This window comes from Paenibacillus chondroitinus NBRC 15376 (assembly GCF_004000765.1).
In the GTDB taxonomy this organism is placed as follows: domain Bacteria; phylum Bacillota; class Bacilli; order Paenibacillales; family NBRC-103111; genus Paenibacillus_E; species Paenibacillus_E chondroitinus.
On the sequence record NZ_BILW01000001.1, the window covers coordinates 290,952 to 309,165 of the forward strand.

Genomic DNA, 18,214 nt, shown 5'->3' on the forward strand with positions numbered 1-18,214 from the left:
AACCATATATATAGAAGAAGCTGTCGCAAAGGTAGAATTTTCTGCTTTGGTGACAGCTTTTTTGATGTATCAAGAGAACCCTAATTGTCATTTGAAAATGTTGATCGTAGTGGACAAAATCCAACTAAACCCCCGATGGGGCACCTAAATCGCTCATCTCATTGGACGAAATCCAAGCTAACTGCCATTTCCGGTGCTTTAGCGCCGCGATTAACGTATCTCATTGGAATTCATCCAATAGGATAGGTAATAAAGCCTCCAAAACGATGGTTTCATTGGATTTCATCCACTGGAACCATTCCGATAGCGTTCAAAGAGCCGGCTACTCTTGAATTAATGAAGCAATATCCTCGTAGCGATGCATGCCTTTAAACGTGTAAGGCGTATAGCCGACATGCTTTTTGAACAGCTGGCAAAAGTAGGAAAAATTGCCGAGCCCGACGGCTTCCCCAATGTCTTGAACAGACATGTCGGTTGTTTTGAGCAGCCAGCAAGCCTGACGAATGCGTCTGGCGGTCAAGTACTCGGTAATCGTACTGCCGATCGATTGCCGGAAGGTTGCAGACACGTGGTTCGGAGTAAGATGAACGGCCTGTGCTAGGTCTTCCAGCTTGAACGGCTTGCTGTAATTCTCTTCGATCCAAGAGAGCATGCGTTCAGCCGTTGTTGAGCTTTTGCGCGGATGCACCTGCGTAAGGTCTGTTTGAGAGGTGATTGTTGTCTCAAACCCTGTGCGCACTTGGTGGATAAATGCCGTGAGGAAAAGCAGCTGTTCTTCAAGCAGCCTTTCTGTGCCTTGATCAATAGCAGCTTCGATTCTAGGCGCATAGAGGCGGAATAATTGTTCGAGCGCCGTAAGATCCGAACACTGGAATGATTGCGGAGATAACGGATCTTTCCACAATTTGCGCAGAAATTCTTGCAGCGAAGGAAAGGCAGCAAGCGCTGCCTCCAGGACCGCCGGCTCGAGCACGAAAAGCGAGCGGACATAACTCTCCTGCGGAAGGTTATACATACGAAGACGATGCAGTTGAAACGGTCGAAAGCAAAAGATAGCCCCCGGCGTCATTTCAACGATTTGTTGCTCAATTATGGCGATGCCTCTGCCTTCATGGACGATAAGAAGTTCCATCCCCTGGTGAGCGTGAAAGATTTCCTCAAACTCATGCGTTCTATTTTTGAAAAACGATAGCTGCACCGGATGAACATTTAAATTCATGTAGTTCATTAGCTTCATATCGAAAACTCCTCATCGTAATCTAACAACATTTTATCATAAGAGGGCTACACATTATTCGCTTTTTTTTTGGTACGATGAAGATAGGTAATGGAGCAGCTAGAGGAGGAACGACTCGTTCATGAAAAAGCGCAGGTTAAACGAAAATTGGGAGCATTACCGTGGATCCTTAGGCGGTGCTTGGGAGGTTTGGCGGTCAGATAAGCTGCAAAATCACTATAACGTGCCGTGGGAAACGGTCACGCTTCCCCACACCTATAATGGGTACGACGTAATGGACCCGGACAGCAAGTACTATCAAGGACAAGGCTGGTACCGAAGCCGGTTAGAGGTCGACAACCCGTATCCGAAAGGGAGGACCTTGCTGCATTTTGAAGGAGCCGGACAGCGAACGGATGTTTATGTGTACACAGAGAAAGTAGATTCGCACCTGGGCGGATACGATGAATTTACCGTTGACATTACGGAGGCTGTGGAGCGGGCTAAGGGTATAGAGCGTTATGCGGGGCAGGTGCCGGTGGCAATTGCGTGCGATAACAGCAGGGAGCTAGAGACGATTCCTTCTGATGCAAGCGATTTCAATCTATATGGCGGAGTGTATCGCTATTTGAACCTTGTGTATGTGCCGCAGATTTCCTTGTCTAACGTACATGTTGAGACTGATTTGGATGCGATTGTTGGTGGAAAAGCGGACAACGGGAAAGTCAAAGTACGGGCTAAGCTCTATAATCCGGATGCAATTGCCGGAAATGTTACTTTGACGATTAAGGTAACGCAGCAGGATGGCTTGGTTATCGGGCAATCCGAAGTGACTTTACCGGCGTGGCAGGGGGAGAAAGAGCTCTCAGCTTTGGAAGTGCCTGGACCGCAGCTATGGTCGGTGACCGAGCCGAACTTATATCACTGTTCGGTCGCGCTGGTTTGTGAAGATGGCGAAACAGTGTTGACGGAGCAATTTGGTTTCCGCAGCTTTGAGTTTGTCAAACAGGGACCGTTTAAACTCAACGGCGAACGGCTTCTGTTGCGAGGAACGCATCGTCATGAGGATCATGCAGGCGTAGGCGCAGCGATGAGCGAGGACTTGATCCGTGAAGAAATGCAGTTGATCAAGGACATGGGTGCTAATTTTATTCGCCTCGGCCACTATCAACAGTCACGAATCGTGCTTGACTTATGCGATGAGCTTGGGCTCCTCGTCTGGGAAGAAATTCCTTGGTGCCGCGGAGGCCTTGGCGGGCCGGAATACCGCAAGCAGTGTACCGACATGCTCACAGCAATGATTGAACAGCATTACAACCACCCATCGATTATCCTATGGGGACTTGGGAATGAGAATGATTGGGAATGCGATTTCGATTACTTCGATCAGCAGGAAATCCGTGCCTTCATGAAGGAATTGCATGAACTCTCGCACAAGCTCGACCCAAGCCGATTAACGTCGATTCGTCGCTGTGAATTTTGCAAGGATATCGTTGATGTTTATTCGCCTTCGATTTGGGCCGGTTGGTACCGCGGTGTCTATACGGATTACGAGACAAGCAGTAAAACGGCTTTCGAGAATGTGGACTCCTTCTTCCATATGGAATGGGGCGCAGATAATTTGCCGACCCGGCATGTTGAGGAGACCTATACGGGCTTTACTTTTATGAAGCAATCCGAAGGGGCAACGGACGAACGGGACGGGGATTACTTGCTGACCGGCGGTGAGCCGCGCGTATCTCGTGACGGCGACTGGTCAGAGACCTATTTCTGCGAAATGATCGATTGGTACTTGAAATCGCAAGAGAATATGAGCTGGTTGACGGGAGCGGCGCAGTGGTCGTTTAAGGATTTCTCCACGCCGGTGCGGCCGGATTCGCCTATTCCTTATTTGAATATGAAAGGGATCGTTGAACGCGATCTGACGCCGAAAGAAGCATATTATGTTTTCCAATCGTATTGGTCGGAGAAACCGATGGTGCGCCTGTATGGCCATACCATGCCGGTACGCTGGGGAGCTGAAGGTGAGCGGAAGATGATCAAGGTATACTCCAATGCGGAGGAAGTGGAATTGTTCCTCAATGGCGAAAGCCTTGGCGTGAAGCGCCGCGACTCGCAAAATTTCCCATGCGCAGGCTTGCGTTGGGAGACAGAACTGCGTGTTGGCGAAAACCATTTGCGCGCAGAAGCGGTTCGTGGCGGTGTTACCGTGAGCGACGAGCTGAGTTTCCGTTACCAAACGGAGACATGGGGTGAGCCGGCGCAGTTGGAGCTGACGACAACAACGCTGGAAGACGGCAGGGTATATGCAGAAGTACTCTCCTATGATGCGGCTGGTGTGTTTTGCCCGGATGCAGCGTCTTTTGTCCGGTTTGGACTGGCTGGTGACGGTAAGCTGCTGGATAATCTAGGCACGATTCGCGGTTCGAGGCTTACACAGCTAGCGTCAGGCCGTGCTGGGATTTATATAGATCCATATGGTGGTTTGCCTGCCGGGATTACGGTGACGGATTTTGTAAGTGCAGGAGGCCCGGCTTCGTCTTTGATTTCAAAGTCGGGTCGTGATGGGCAGCGCTCGTATACATCTGTTATCAGCGCGGCTTGTGAGGGAATGCCTACCGTTACTCAGGTAGTTGTAGTGAAGGGTTGAAACCATTATTAGGAGGTTATAACGATGAGTGTGAACCAAACAGCAACATGGAACGGTGCCCAAAAGTTTGAAGAAATTTTACCCCAAGTCTGGGAAGCGCTGCAGGTAAAAGTCGATCGTATGATCGAGCAGCTTGGAGACAAATCACCGCATGTAGCCAAAGAAGACGGGCTGTACGATGACATGCGGATCGATTGGTGGACATCCGGCTTTTGGCCGGGAATCCTTTGGATTCTTCATGATCTGACAGGGAAAGAACATTATAAGGAAGCCGCATGGCGCTGGGATGAAAAGCTGGAGCAAGCCAGCATTCGGACCAACAATTTTCACCATGATGTTGGTTTTCAATATTTGCCTACAGCGGTTATTAAGCATAAATTGACTGGCGACAGTGATGGTTTGCGCCGTGGCTTGCAGGCGGCTAATTTCTTGGCAGGCCGGTTTAACCTGGCGGGCAGCTTCCTTCGTGCATGGAATCAGGAGAAAATCGGCTGGTCCATCGTCGACTCCACCATGAACCTGTCCATCCTTTTCTGGGCGGCGGAAATGACGGGTGACCCGCGTTTTGAGCAAATCGGCAGAGCCCATGCGGATACGGTCGTTGACAAATTTATCCGCGAAGACGGTTCGGTGAATCATATCCTCAGCTTCAATCCGAAGACGGGAGAGCTGATTGAATCCTTAGGCGGCCAAGGGGCAGGGCCGCAGTCAGCCTGGAGCCGCGGAGCTTCGTGGGCGCTGAATGGTCTCGCGAACGTCTACCGTTACACGGGAGAAGTGCGTTACTTGCGTGCGGCACAGCGTGTAGCGAATTATTTCCTGGCGTGCCTGCCGGAGGACCATGTGGCGCATTGGGATTTCCGCGCGGCTGAATCGCTGGATGCTGAGCCTAGAGATACATCGGCTGCTACTTGCGCCGCATCGGGGTTGATTGAGCTGGCCGACTTCCTGCCGGCCGTTGAAGGCAATATATACCGCCGCGCCGCGGAGCGCATCCTGCTGTCGCTTACACAGAATTATGGGACATGGGATCAGCCGGAGCATCAGGCTATTTTGCTAGAAGGCACTGGCAACAAACCGGCCGGGCAAAACATTAATGTATCACTTATTTACGGAGACTACTATTACGTAGAGGCAATCGCCAAGCTGCTGGGTTGGAAGCAGCGGATTTTCTAGGGGATTCATCTCCCCAGGCATGAATACAAGCGACCGTCAGGGATGTTCCCTGACGGTTTTTTTATGCTCCCTTCACCCAGGCGAGGGGAACTACAGGGCACTATTTCACCGAAATAGGTCCTTTCTCGCGCGGAGGGGGACTGTGGGTCGTTATTTGTCCGTTTTCTTAAAGAAAACGGGATGAGGCGGTTAAATAAAGCCCTGTAGTTCCGCAAGAACGCGGAATTGGGCTGTACTTGCTAGAACAGCGGCCTGTAGTTCCCCAAAGGTAGTTAGAGGGTACTCCATTTGCCAAGTGTCTCAGCAACACGGATTGTCATCCCCAAAAATTCGCTCACACCGGGCTCTTAACAAGCTAAAATGCGTAGGAGAAGTTAACTCCTCCCACAGGTATCTGAATTCAAGATATTTCACATCATCATTCTGTATTATGCAGAAGAGCAAAAATCAAAGTATCATGGTTACGCGATCCAAAACTAACAAAGGAGGAACGCGTAATGAAAAGAAACACGGTTATTGTTCTTATAGGAGGCATTGCGGCTATGATGGTAGCGATGGGAATCGGAAGATTCGCCTTTACTCCCATCCTGCCGATGATGATGGAAAACCATTTATTCTCACCAGCAGGAGCTGGTTATCTGGCTTCAAGCAATTATTTGGGGTATTTGATTGGCGCGTTTCTTCTGACCCTGGTTCAAGTGAATAACCGCTCAAGGCTGCTGCTTGCAGGGCTAATCGCCAGTATTTTGACGACTTGGGGAATGGGGGAATTCCAAAGTCTTGAAATCTGGCTTTTGCTCCGGTTTTTGTCGGGTCTTGCCAGTGCGGTCGTGTTTGTCATCGCCTCCAGCATGATCATGGATCGCTTATCGCAGCTCCAAGCCGGCCTATTTTATGGTGGCGTGGGAGCGGGCATTCTGTTGACCGGAGTCTCGGTTCCGCTGCTTGCAAAGACCGGCGATTGGATCGAAGTATGGAAGGGATTGGGCTTGATCAGCCTACTACTTGGTTTGACAGCCTGGTATTTGCTGCGGGACAAGCATTCCGGAGCGAAGACGGCTCAGTCGCCTCGGAACGAGCAATCTTCAGGGATACGTAGGATATTGATTTGGTTGACGATTGCCTATGGATTGGAAGGCTTGGGCTACATTGTTACGGGGACTTATCTTGTAGCGTACGCTAAAACGGTTTCCAACCTCCCGAACATCGCATCGCTCAGCTGGATCTTGGTTGGCATCGCTGGAGCGCCTTCGTGTATCTTGTGGTCGAAGCTGGCTTCTCAATGGGGAAAAAAGTGGACATTGACCTTCTCTATGATCTTACAATCCATTGGCATCGCGATTCCGGTGCTTATTCATTCTTCAATGGCCGTGTTTGTCGGCGCCTTTCTGTTCGGGGCAACTTTTATGGGGATTACGATGTTGACCGTTTCTTTTGCCAAGGATTTGTATCCGCAGAACAACCGCAAAATAATTGGACTGCTGACCACCTTCTTTGGGTTGGGACAAATCCTAGGACCACTTATTGCCGGTCATCTGATCTCGGGAAATGGCAGCTACTTGTCCGCTTTAATTGGAGCTGCACTTATCGTTCTTTTGGGCGCGGTGAGTCTGCCGCTGGGTATTGGCAGCGCTGATCGGAAACAGCTCAAACTGATGCGGTAATGTGAAAATGAAATGAGAAATGAGTGACCACTCCACTCTGTATGGCTGCTTTGTGTAAGTGACTATATACCTCTGCAGACCTTACCTAGCGGAGGGCCCTCGCACAAATGTTTTGGTTGCACTTTCTACAATATATAAGGGCTTTAAACCCCACCACCCAGCTCTTCATTGTATGAAATACAATGAATTCAATCAAAATAACGTGAAAACCGCTCTATACTGCTTTCTACGCTGTAATTTTTACAGCGAAGAAAGCGGCAGCGGCCGAAATGAGGCTTCTATGTTGCATAGAGTACACCATAGATACAGCATCAGCATAGATAGAGAAGGGATTGGCCATTATTGAGGGCTGCCATTGAATGAATTCCAACGGAGGTTCTTACCTATATGTATTTGAGATACTCGATATCACGATTCTATATTATTCAGGATATCCATCTTGTTGTATGATGAAGCAGTAGATCAAGCGAGCAGATCCGATTTGTATAAACGCAAACTACCTTTTAATAGGTAAACAAAGGAAAATATAAATATGAATTTTCAAAACAAAACAGTAGTCATTACAGGTGCAGCGGTATTGGGAGAGCAGCAGCAATGGAATTCGTTAAACGAGAGGCGAATGTAGTCATCAATGGGCGCCGCGAATAGAGCTGGCAGAAACAGCAAGAGAGATTGATCCAACGGGGGCAAAAATCGGATATGTAGGGGGCGACATTTCAGATCCCCAAACAGCTGAACGTCTAATCAGCGAAACGCTTGCTCGCTTTGACGTTGGCAATTGAGTATGCGGACAAAGGGATTCGCGTGAATGCTGTCGCTCCAGGGGTTACGAAAACACCGATGCATGCGGTTGAGATCCATGATTATTTGGCTCAATTGCACCCTATTGGCCGGATGGGCGAAGCTCAGGATATTGTTGACGCTATTGTTTATCTGGAAACAGCACAATTCGTAACAGGCGAGGCTCTTCATGTCGATGGCGGCCAAAATGCTGGGCAGTGGTAAGCTGTAAATAATTTTCTGCACCAAGACAAATACTGAATGGTATAGGGGGATGGGATTATGCTATATGAACTGCGGATCTACGATGTAACTCCCGGGAAAATGGAAGCTATTTTGAACCGGTTTCGGGATGGTACGATTAGCATTTTTGCTAAACATGAGATGAAGGTAACGAATTTCTGGGTGGACGTAGACGATTCCAAAGAGCGGTTGTATTACGTGCTGGAGCATGTGGACATGGCTTCTCGTGAGCGGAACTTCCAAGCCTTTTTCGAAGATCCGGAGTGGTTAGAGCTTAAGTCAAAATCTGAAGTAAACGGACCGCTGCATGAGAAAATAGAAGTTGTCTACATGAAAAAAGCGTCTTTCTTCGAGTAAAAGAAATCCATGGCAAATCATGAAATCGTAGGTCAATCAGGATGTCTGGTTGACCTTTTTTACGTTCCTCCATCCCTCATCCAATGATGGAAGTCAACCAAAGAAATGGTAACATTTATACACATGTTTACTGTTATTTCTTATACTGAATTTCCAATTTTTTCATCCCTATACTCATAAATGCAGCCCTCTTAACATTATGCTTGATTTTAAACCGCACTCGGTCTTAATATGAAATAAATAGAATATATTGGTTTTAATCTAGTGTCGAAACTGAATCTCATATCATTTTCACCTGTCAGTATTCCTAGCATACGATGTAGGAAGGTGGTGGTGAAAAATGATATTAACAGTTACGGGCTGGATGATTTACACATTATGGGCCATATTCGGGCTAATGATTATCCATTTTCTAATTTCCTTCTTCAAAATGTTCTGGGAAGGAGCATTCGATGTTACATTCGTACTAGGTTATTTAAAAGATGTCCTCTATTATGTTTTACCTTTGAATGTGCTTGTAAATTTAGTTTCAATCGATCCCACAGGTTGGATTCTTGTGATCTTTTATTTCATCTGTGGGCTCGCTGTCATTCTCAAATATTTATTGGATATCAAAAGACTTTTCCAATAAATAACAAGCGGGCCTTCTTTAAGTTGGTCCCAGGAAAGGAAGTGAAGCCATGAGGAGATATCAGTGGATTAGGTGGCGAAAATTCATCCTCTGGCTAACAGCCCTCGTTATCATCGGTTTAGTTTTGTTCGTTGGAGGGCCGACCTATTGGAATGCCGCGTTAACGATCGCCAGCTTGTTATTCCAGTTGTTGTTCGCAGTATTATTCATGATCATCCAGTTCGTAGCACTCTTCTGGTTTCTGGCCAGGGGACGCACCTACTGGATATTGCCTGGCGAGACCGGCGCAACCTGGGACGATTATCGGGGGAACCCCGAAATTGTTGAGAATGCGAAGCGGATTGTGACCCTGCTCAAAGGGGTCAAGGAGTTCAAGGAGATGGGTGGGGAGGCAATCCGTGGATTGCTGTTATGCGGGCCTCCCGGCACCGGAAAATCTTACCTGGCTCAGGTCATTGCCAACGAAGCGCAAGTGCCTTTCGCCTACGCTTCAGCTCCGAGCTTTCAGAACATGTTCTTCGGCGTAGGTAATCTGAAAGTAATGGGTATCTTCCGGAAGGCGCGGAAGCTCGCGAGAGTGTATGGCGCCTGCATTATCTTCATTGACGAGATCGATGCGATCGGCATGAGCCGTCAGGGAGGCGCTGGCGCAGGCATGATGGGAATGATGGGCATGGGCGGAGGCTCCGGTCTGCTTAATGAGCTTCTCTTGCAGATGGACCCGCCGAATATTGACAGTTCCAAAATCGCCAAGCTGCTCCGTTCGTTGGGGCTGCGCCGCAAAAAGGCGGAGCGTCCAGCGGTACTGACGGTTGCGGCAACAAACTTGCCTGACGTTCTGGACTCTGCTTTACTGCGGCCAGGTCGATTCGACCGGCAGCTGTGGGTTGATGTTCCCGACTATGACGGGCGGGTAGACATCTTCCGGTACTACTTGAAAAAAGTGAAAACGGACGCTTCGCTTACTGCGGAAGCAGCGGGACTTGACTCCATCGGGTACAGCCCGGCGCAGATCAAGCACATCGTGAACGAAGCTGTAGTCATCGCTCATCAACGTGGCGCCCAAGTGGCCAGTTACGAAGACTTCCGGGCTGCGATGGAGACCTACGAGTGGGGACTCAAACAGCCGCTTCGTTCGATGAGAGACGATGAGAAGCGGAATGTGGCTTACCACGAGGCGGGCCATGCGGTAGCGCAGTTCCTGCTCAAGCCGCATGAACGCGTGTGGAAGGTGACGATTATTCGCCGTGGCGGTGCACTCGGACTTGCAGCGACCAAACCGACGCATGAGCGTTATAACCGAAGCGACAGCGAGATTTTAGCGGAAATTCAAGTCTGTCTGGCCGCTCGTGCGGTGGAAGAGGAATTCCTGAACAAGAAATTGAACGGGGTAACTTCGGATCTCCAACAGGCAACATTGCTGGCAGGATCATACTTGGGCATGGTTGGGATGGGCGATGAGCTGTTCAGCTTTCTCGCTGTCGGCTCGCATGCTGAAGGTTTGAAGGCGCTCCGACCTAAAATTAATGAACTGCTGAAAAATCAGATGCTCGAAGTGAAGAAACTTGTCAAGGAATACGACGGTTTCGTTCACGCCATTGCGGAAGAGCTTCTGCAGCGCGGTGATCTGACTGGAGATGAAATTGAAGAAATCTTCGTGAAGTTGTATGGGCAAAGTCGGCCTATTCTGCCTGATGTGAAGCCGCCGGTGCTCGATGCTCCGAGCAAAGAGGTACCGGGATTCAGAATAGATGAGATGTCCTAGCGGATACCGCTGGGGCATTTTTTTTCCTCGTGGCAAAGAACTACAGGGCGCTATTTCATCGAAATAGGCTCTTTTTCGCGCGGAAGGGAACTATGGGCTGCTATTTATCATTTTTCTTAAAGAAAACGGGATTGGGCAACCAAATAACGCCCTGTAGTTCCGCTTGAATGCGGAAATGGGCTGATTTGCTGAAATAGAGGCTTGTAGTTCCTCAATGCTGTATCTTTGACCAACTTAACACTAGTATGAGGTTATCCTCCTCCGCCAAGTGTCTCAGTAACACTGAATTTTTAGCGGTGCTTGGAGCAAGAGAGATTACAGCACATCACAGTTGAGCCACAACACACCTATATACATAATCACTCAAGAGAGGTAGCATGAAGAGGAAACCTGCCTTTCTGGAGAGGATGTCATAAGATGAATGTTTTCACGAAACGCAAAAGAGAACTGGAACAATACGCTCCAGCACCAACGCTCGATAGGAACAGCATCGATACTTTTTGGAGCAGCACGCTCGAAGCGGCATCCCGGCAGCCGTTATCGATCCGAAGGGAGCAGCAATCCCCGTTCTTTCCTTCTGTACGGATGGACAAGCTGACCTATCTCGGTCATGACGGCACGCCTATTAACGCGTGGTTTCTCGTCCCTGATGGACCGAGTGCGAGCCAGAAGCCGCCTTGTGTCGTCATGTTCCCCGGTTACACCGGAGACAGAGGACTTCCTGAGCGGTACGCCGTCTGGCTGCTGCTCGGCTATGCCGTTCTGGCCGTTGACGCCAGAGGCCAAACAGGAGAAACAGGCAATCTCCTTCAGGATGATGCCGGCTCGGCAAAAGGCTGGGTTTCGCAGAACCTGCTCACCAGGGAGCGCAGCTATTATATGGCGCTTGCGCTGGATGTAGTTCGCGCCGTGGAAGCCGCCCGGCAGCAGACCGAAATCGACGCCGGCCGGATCGCAGTGGTCGGCGCAAGCCAGGGCGGCGGCATGGCGCTGCTCGCCGGAGCGCTCAGCACTCATGTCAAGGCAGTCGTTGCCGACATTCCGAATATGTGCCATTTGGATTATGGCATTCTGCATTCCACAGGTTCCCTTACGGAGATCGCCAACTACTTGAAGCGCCATCCGGATAAGCTGGGACAGGCTCTGGAGTCATTGGCCTATTTCGACATTTTGAACCTTGCTCATCGTATTCAGGCTCCTGTGCTGATGTCGGTCGGTTGGAAGGACACCGTCTGCATGCCGGATACGATATATGCCGCCTATAACCGGCTGACTTGTTCAAAACTTATCTACGATTATCCATTCTCGGGGCACGAAACGAGTGAAGAGCATCACAGAAAAGTTATTCGTTTTTTGCAAGAATGCTTTAGTAAGTGAATCGGGTTTGTTGGAGGCGAAAATGATGACAGTTAACAGCCATTTACGATTAGATATTCAACAATCCTGGTGGGCGATGTCGGGACTAGGAACCGGTGAGACCGAGTGGTCCATGGAACAGAAATTTGAGAAGCTGGCGGAAGCCGGCTTTACCGGTATTTTAGGAAGATTGCCCCAAGGGGAAGAAGCGGATAAATGGCATCGTTTGCTGCAGGAGTATGGTTTTAGTTTTGGGATACAAATGGTTCCCTTCCCGCGTGCAGATGAGGATATCAGGGTATTCCTGCAGGCGGCCAAACAATTCGGGGCCAGGTATATCAACGCGCAAGTGCTGGATCAATATACGGTCGGTATCGAAGCCATCTCCGGGTTGAATGGGCTCATTCAGCAAGCCGAGGAAGTAGGCATCCCTTTCTTCGTTGAAACGCACCGCGGACGTGTGACTCAAGATTTGCTTCGGACAGCAGAATATGTTGAGGCGCTTCCGAAACTGCGACTAACGAACGATCTGTCTCACTACATCGTCGGTTCAGCCATTGGCGAAGAAGGGGTTGACCCGGTGACAGAAGGCTTATTCGCCAAACTGCTGCAGCGCACTTCAAGCATTCATGCCCGAGTATCGAACGGCAACCAAGTTCAGGTGGATATCGGGGAGCGTGGCGAGCATCCCATGGTGCAACATTTTGCCAGGTGGTGGCGTGAAGGGATGAGACATTGGGCGCAAACAGCTGCCGAAGGGGATTTTTTCCCGTTTGTGTGTGAGCTGGGACCGGCTTCCTACGCGATGGTCAGAGAAGATGGGAAGGAAATCTCCAATCGGTGGGAGCAAGCGCTCGTTTTCAAAAAAATTGCAGAGGAATTATGGCATGCCATCCATTCGAATTGAACTGTTCATTCACGCACCGGCAGAAGTCATCTTTGACTTGGCCAGAAGCATCGATATCCATGCGAAGTCAACCGCTCAGACCAGAGAAAGACCGATAGCAGGCCGCACAAGCGGATTGATCGAACTGGGGGAGACCGTGACGTGGGAAGCGATTCATTTTGGGATCAAACAGAAGCTGACCGCGAAAATAACGGAAATGGAACGACCGTCTTATTTTGTTGATGAACAAGTTCGCGGTGCTTTCAAAAGTTTTAAGCACACCCACGAGTTTATCTCAGCCGAAGGCGGAAGAACACGGATGATTGATATTTTTGAGTATTCTTCACCGATGGGTGTTTTGGGGAAATTAGCGGACAAATGGTTTTTGGAAGCCTATATGCGTGACTTTTTATGGCAGAGGAACCTGTATATCAAGTCTGAAGCTGAGAAAGCAATGAAGGAGAAATAAAAGGGAATCCCGCAAGCCGCGATAAGGGGCTGGGGATTCCTTTTTACTTTTTTTTGCAGATATCTTGACAGTTATATTGAGAAACATTATCATTTGATATATTAAGCGAAATTGATAATCATTATCAATTAGTTCGAGTTATCAACCACATCACGGGGGTGTCCCATACATATGATTAACGCAAATGAAGTCGGAATGGGCATGGGAACCATGCAAGTGCTTGCTGATTATCAACTGGAGCGTTGGATTCGGAGCCATACGCAAGTGATCAGCAAGGGCCGACCGGATGAGCCGGATTGGAAACAGCTTACACAATATGCCGCCTATCACGCGATTAACGAATGGTACTCGCTGCCGCTCAAATCTCGATCGTTCCTCACCTTAACGAACTTATTTGAGCGTCGCTGGACGAATAAATTTCGCAAGTTTGATTCACTTGGATTCTATGTGGATGTTAAGCGAAGCGTGCTTATGCATCTGTACAAAGCGCTTACCGGGTCAAATGCCGTGGAATGCCCGCTGATGCTTTTTGAGAGCAGCAATGTGTGGGTTGATGAACTTAACTTGGGTTTGTCTATGATTATGCAAGTCATGGAGCCGACGAAGGATTCATTCGTCATTCATAAATATATGATGGAAGAAAACGAGGCAGCGGTGCAGATGTTTTTCCATATGACCGTTGTCTATTGCTATAAAGCATTCGGCAAATTGCCGGAGCGTCTGCAAGTGTGGAATTTGATGAATGGCAAGCAATACCGGATGAACCCGGAGGATATGGATGTAAGCAGCTCCATGGACTATTTAAAACTTGTTTCAGAAGTCTATATGCAAAATGATAACTGTCCGTGCTGCTCCGGCCGGTTAGTCATGTAAAAAGTAGGGGGAGCTTCATTGATAGCAACCGATTTTGGCAGTCCAGCAATGAGTTATTGCCGCTGCGTTTCACAACATTAACCACTTCAAACGAAGGGGTTCTATACGCGGGAACAGATGGAAAGGGTGTCTTTCAATTCACGCCTCTCCGCTCCTGGGAGAATGCTTCCCAAGGTTTGCCTGATCATCTGCATATTCACCGCTTGGACTGGGTGGATTCTTAATTATACGCTTCTACGAATTGTGGTTTATATGTGCTGGAAGATGAGGTTTGGAAACAAACCTCTGTCGTCGATCCCTGCTACCGGGTGATCGGCTGGGGGGATCGTTTTGTGCTGACCTCCAAAGGGCTCCTTTGCGGCAGTGAGGGCGAGTGGCAGCCGCTTGCCTACCACAACAAGAAAACGTTCGACATGTTGGTAACTCCTCATTTTCTTTTCCTGGGCTATGTAGATGGCGTCGCGTTCTATGATTTATTGACAGGGGAATGGTGCGACCTTCCTATGAATCAAGCGGTGACCAGCATAGGGGAGTATAGTTATGCGCAAGGTTGTTGGCAGGGGGATTTCTCATTAATGCAGGAGCAATTTACGATAGGCGCTTGGGGTTAGGCCGGTGTGCCTTTTGAACAGCCGATTAAAATAATCGGCATTCTGAAAGCCTGAAGCGTGCATCACTTCATAGATTTTCAAATCCGGAGATGCCAGAAGGCGGCAGCTATGCGTTATTCTTTGCTTTTGAACGAAACGCATGTAGCTGGTTCCCAGATGCCGGTGGCAGATCCGCAGAATCTGGCGCTCGCTCAGCTGGAATTTCTCAGTTAACATCGGTAACGTATAGTCATCGGGCATCGCATGAGTAAGATAATCAAGGAATTGTTCAACGTTGCGGTTTGAGCTTCTAGTTGGGGGAAGGGGCAACGACTCCTTATTGGCGTCACTGATGTGCGCCAAGATAGGGGCAAACCGCCATTCGCTGCAGCGAATTAATAATACGAGCAGTTCCGTAACCAAGGCCATGGCCTGCGTTAAATAAGCCGCATCTCGTTTGGCCAGAATGTCCTGCATGCTTTCACTAATCCTGCGAATGGCGCCAAGGTGATCGATTGCCTTGGCCCAGCGCTGCAGGGAGTCCGTTTGATCCCCCTTACCAATGAGCCAATCGATCATTTGCTTGATGGATAAATCGGGAAGGCAAACCTTCAGATGTTCGAGCCATTCCGAGCGAATGATGATATTGCGGACGATCAGCGGGGCGGCACGCTTGGCCGGCGAAGGACGAAAAACGTGAGAAACACCGATGGGCAGGGCGAAGACATCCCCCTCCTGAACATGCATGGGTTGGCCATCGATATATTGGATGCCTTTGCCATCAAGCACAACAACGATCTCTATGAAATCGTGAACATGCTCTAGCAGCCATTGATTTTCTTTCACTTCATTCACATAAAGAAATCCGTTGTCTTCGATGTATTCGGCGGCAGAGTAGGAACCCAGCTTTCTTGGCATGGTCATTCAGCTCCCTCATTTCTTGGGACGATGTCCGAAATGGTGGTAGGCAGGTCTGTTTTGTAAGTGGTTGCAAGATTACTTCAATTATACAATATAGACAGGTTCGAAACTATGGGATGGCTTAAGAGGTGAGTGAAGAAAATGGCAACTTATGAAGCAGCAGCCTATTATTTTCCCAATTACCATCGGGATAAGCGAAATGATGCGTGGCACGGAGAAGGATGGACGGAATGGGAGCTGGTGAAACGTGCGGAGCCTAAATTCCCTGGCCATCAGCAGCCGAAAGTGCCATTATGGGGTTACGAGGATGAAGCGGATCCGGCTGTCATGGCTCGTAAAATAGCAGCGGCGGCCGATCATGGCCTTACGGCATTCATCTTTGATTGGTACTGGTATGAGGATGGCCCCTTCTTGCAGCGCGCGCTGGATGAAGGTTTCCTGCAAGCTCCGAATCATGATCGGTTGAAATTTGCCATTATGTGGGCGAATCATGATTGGATCGACATTCATCCCGCTCAGCGCAGCCGACCTTACAACGTGCAGGCCGAAGGCCAAATCAGTGAGAAGGGCTTCGTCGAAGCAACGGACCATATGATTCAGAACTACTTTTCACATCCTTCCTATTGGCGTGTGAATGAAGGGCTTTATGTCTCATTCTACGAAATTCACAGCTTGATTCGTGGTCTAGGCGGAATTGTGGAAACGGCGCGAATTTTACAAGAGTTCCGTGAAAGAGTACGGGCGGCCGGATTCGGGGAGCTGCACCTAAACGTCGTCGTTTGGGGGCTGCAAATACTGCCTACGGAGCAAAAGATTGCGAATATCCATGAAGTGCTGGAGCAGCTTGGCCTGGACAGTATCTCTTCGTATGTATGGATTCATCATCAGCCGCTGGATCAGTTCCCGGAGACGGATTATGCAGCAATTCGAGAGAAGTCGCAGCTTGATTATGAGAAGTTCACGGCAGACTATAAGCTGCCTTATTATCCGAATGTGACGATGGGTTGGGACTCCTCTCCACGGACGGTGCAATCGGAAACTTTTGAAGATTTGGGGTATCCGTACATGGCTACCCTCGCAGGGAATACACCTCAAGCGTTTAAGCTGGCCTTGGAGGGTGTCAAAGCATTTCTCGATCGCGGCGTGACGCAACCTCCCATCTTCACCATCAATGCGTGGAACGAATGGACGGAGGGCAGCTATTTGGAGCCGGATACGATCAACGGCATGGCCTATTTGGAAGCGATCCGAGATGTATTCTGCGGCAGGCCGCAAGAGGGAGATGGAGCCTCTACGAAAAAAACACTTGAACGCTAAGTGGACTTGTCGTACAGTTTTAATAACCTTAAGTCGGAGCTGGCCCTTCATCTTGGAGGGCTGGCTTTTTATATTTCTTAAAAGAAAGAAGGGGCTTACAACGAGACTTTACGCATTTATGTTGTTTTACGCAGTCATTTATATGGGGAATGCGGTGTACGGCACATTTTTACCGGTATACCTGTATAACGTTAAATTCTCTCAGGAGCAAATCGGCATGCTGCTCAGCCTTGGACCGCTCGTTGCCATGTTAGGCCAACCGATCTGGGGAGCGCTTGGTGATCGTGCCAAAACCAAAAACAGTGTGCTTGCTTTGCTTTTAATCGGGAGCGGCATTTCCATTATGTTCTTCCCGCTTTCGCATCAGTTCATTTATTTGCTTATATTAATTTGCGTGTTCATGTTTTTCCAAACGTCTATTTTCGCGTTAAGCGATGCGATAACATTGGAAGAATTGGATCGGCGTCCCAAATGGAATTTTGGTTGGATTCGCCTTGGTGGTACCATCGGTTTCGCCACAATGTCGCTTGTATTCGGGATCGTCGCCAAATCCCACATTAACTCCATGTTCCCTGTCTATGCAGGAACGATGCTTGCGGGGTTGCTGCTGCTATGGTGTTTTCCGCCAGCGGCGAGCCGTCAGGCCAACGTAACCGGCAAACGGTTTCGGGAGCTTTTCCGCAATGGCAAGCTGATGTTTTATTTGGGCATTAATTTCATTGTACAAGTTACACTGGGCTATTATTATGCCTTTTTCCCCATTTACTTCAAGGAAATGGGGGCCGACAGCTTACTGCTCGGCTGGTCGATGGTTATTTCTTCAATGAGCGAGCTGCCGTTCCTGTTGTTTTCCGGTTGGATCTTCAAGCGCGTTTCGATCTCGATGATATTGATCATTGCCGCACTCGCGTCTGGCATCAGGTGGTTCTTATTTTCCATCATTGACCAACCGTATTGGATTTTACCGGTACAGGCGCTGCATGGTGTGATCTTCATTGTATTGTCTGTGACCTTGGCAACATTTATTAACCGTGAAGTGCCATCTGAGTGGAAAGCCAGCGGTCAGACGCTGAATGGCCTGCTCAGCCTTGGAGCCGCCCGCATCATCGGCAGCTTTTTGGGTGGAATCATGAGCGCTGCGTACGGCATGAGACAAGTTTTTCTATACAGCTCATGGGTGTCTATGGCGACTGTGGTTGTATTCGGGCTCGTCGTTTGGCTGCGGAGGAAGCAAAATGTGCCGAGTCCCTCGTTGACGAAGTGAGCTTGCTAACAACAAACCCTGATGGATTTGATCCGTCAGGGTTTTTCTTGTCCAAG

General features: G+C 49.1%; 16 protein-coding genes. 14 read left to right on the forward strand and 2 right to left on the reverse strand.

From position 1 onward, the window contains the following. Window positions 1-322: 322 nt before the first annotated feature. Window positions 323-1,237 carry an AraC family transcriptional regulator gene (locus PCH02S_RS01145; protein ID WP_127449233.1) on the reverse strand — a complete coding sequence of 305 codons (915 nt, stop codon included), beginning with the start codon at window positions 1,235-1,237 and terminating at the stop codon, window positions 323-325. Between the two features lie 121 nt (window positions 1,238-1,358). Between PCH02S_RS01145 and PCH02S_RS01150 the strand changes: the two genes are divergently transcribed. From PCH02S_RS01150 to PCH02S_RS01205, 12 genes are all read left to right on the forward strand, one after another. Then, entirely contained in the window at window positions 1,359-3,866 is a 2,508-nt protein-coding gene (locus PCH02S_RS01150; protein WP_127449234.1) for a glycoside hydrolase family 2 TIM barrel-domain containing protein, read from the forward strand. A 24-nt stretch (window positions 3,867-3,890) separates the two neighbouring features. Further along, window positions 3,891-5,042, forward strand: a complete 1,152-nt coding sequence (locus PCH02S_RS01155) for a glycoside hydrolase family 88 protein (RefSeq protein WP_127449236.1) — start codon at window positions 3,891-3,893, stop codon at window positions 5,040-5,042. A gap of 497 nt (window positions 5,043-5,539) precedes the next feature. Continuing rightward, window positions 5,540-6,706: a YbfB/YjiJ family MFS transporter gene (locus PCH02S_RS01160; RefSeq protein ID WP_127449238.1), complete on the forward strand. Its 1,167-nt coding sequence runs from the start codon at window positions 5,540-5,542 to the stop codon at window positions 6,704-6,706. Window positions 6,707-7,462: 756 nt separating this feature from the next. Further along, window positions 7,463-7,711 carry an SDR family NAD(P)-dependent oxidoreductase gene (locus PCH02S_RS01165; RefSeq protein ID WP_127449240.1) on the forward strand — a complete coding sequence of 83 codons (249 nt, stop codon included), beginning with the start codon at window positions 7,463-7,465 and terminating at the stop codon, window positions 7,709-7,711. Between the two features lie 57 nt (window positions 7,712-7,768). Beyond that, complete coding sequence (locus tag PCH02S_RS01170) at window positions 7,769-8,086, forward strand: NIPSNAP family protein (RefSeq protein WP_127449242.1); 318 nt, start codon at window positions 7,769-7,771, stop codon at window positions 8,084-8,086. Between the two features lie 340 nt (window positions 8,087-8,426). After that, window positions 8,427-8,717: a hypothetical protein gene (locus PCH02S_RS01175; RefSeq protein WP_127449243.1), complete on the forward strand. Its 291-nt coding sequence runs from the start codon at window positions 8,427-8,429 to the stop codon at window positions 8,715-8,717. Window positions 8,718-8,766: 49 nt separating this feature from the next. Next, window positions 8,767-10,482, forward strand: a complete 1,716-nt coding sequence (locus PCH02S_RS01180; protein WP_127449245.1) for an AAA family ATPase — start codon at window positions 8,767-8,769, stop codon at window positions 10,480-10,482. Between the two features lie 417 nt (window positions 10,483-10,899). Further along, the gene (locus PCH02S_RS01185) at window positions 10,900-11,859 is read left to right on the forward strand and encodes an acetylxylan esterase (RefSeq protein ID WP_127449246.1); all 960 of its coding nucleotides are present in this window, start codon (window positions 10,900-10,902) and stop codon (window positions 11,857-11,859) included. A gap of 22 nt (window positions 11,860-11,881) precedes the next feature. Continuing rightward, on the forward strand, window positions 11,882-12,745 hold the full coding sequence (locus PCH02S_RS01190; protein WP_127449248.1) for a sugar phosphate isomerase/epimerase family protein: 864 nt from the start codon (window positions 11,882-11,884) through the stop codon (window positions 12,743-12,745). After that, window positions 12,726-13,193, forward strand: a complete 468-nt coding sequence (locus PCH02S_RS01195; protein ID WP_127449249.1) for an SRPBCC family protein — start codon at window positions 12,726-12,728, stop codon at window positions 13,191-13,193. Before PCH02S_RS01190 ends, PCH02S_RS01195 begins: the two co-directional genes overlap by 20 nt. Window positions 13,194-13,364: 171 nt before the next feature. Beyond that, window positions 13,365-14,066, forward strand: a complete 702-nt coding sequence (locus PCH02S_RS01200; RefSeq protein ID WP_127449251.1) for a hypothetical protein — start codon at window positions 13,365-13,367, stop codon at window positions 14,064-14,066. A gap of 254 nt (window positions 14,067-14,320) precedes the next feature. After that, window positions 14,321-14,677 carry a hypothetical protein gene (locus PCH02S_RS01205; protein WP_127449252.1) on the forward strand — a complete coding sequence of 119 codons (357 nt, stop codon included), beginning with the start codon at window positions 14,321-14,323 and terminating at the stop codon, window positions 14,675-14,677. On the opposite strand, the gene PCH02S_RS01210 is transcribed toward PCH02S_RS01205, so the two are convergent. Continuing rightward, window positions 14,639-15,580, reverse strand: a complete 942-nt coding sequence (locus PCH02S_RS01210; RefSeq protein WP_127449254.1) for an AraC family transcriptional regulator — start codon at window positions 15,578-15,580, stop codon at window positions 14,639-14,641. The two genes, PCH02S_RS01205 and PCH02S_RS01210, sit on opposite strands and share 39 nt — an antisense overlap. Window positions 15,581-15,718: 138 nt before the next feature. Here PCH02S_RS01210 and PCH02S_RS01215 point away from each other — a divergent pair, with 138 nt between their 5' ends. Together PCH02S_RS01215 and PCH02S_RS01220 are read left to right on the forward strand one after the other, a co-directional pair. Then, window positions 15,719-16,894: a glycosyltransferase WbsX family protein gene (locus PCH02S_RS01215; RefSeq protein WP_127449256.1), complete on the forward strand. Its 1,176-nt coding sequence runs from the start codon at window positions 15,719-15,721 to the stop codon at window positions 16,892-16,894. 52 nt (window positions 16,895-16,946) lie between these two features. After that, entirely contained in the window at window positions 16,947-18,158 is a 1,212-nt protein-coding gene (locus PCH02S_RS01220) for an MFS transporter (protein ID WP_268597063.1), read from the forward strand. The last annotated feature ends 56 nt before the right edge of the window (window positions 18,159-18,214 follow it).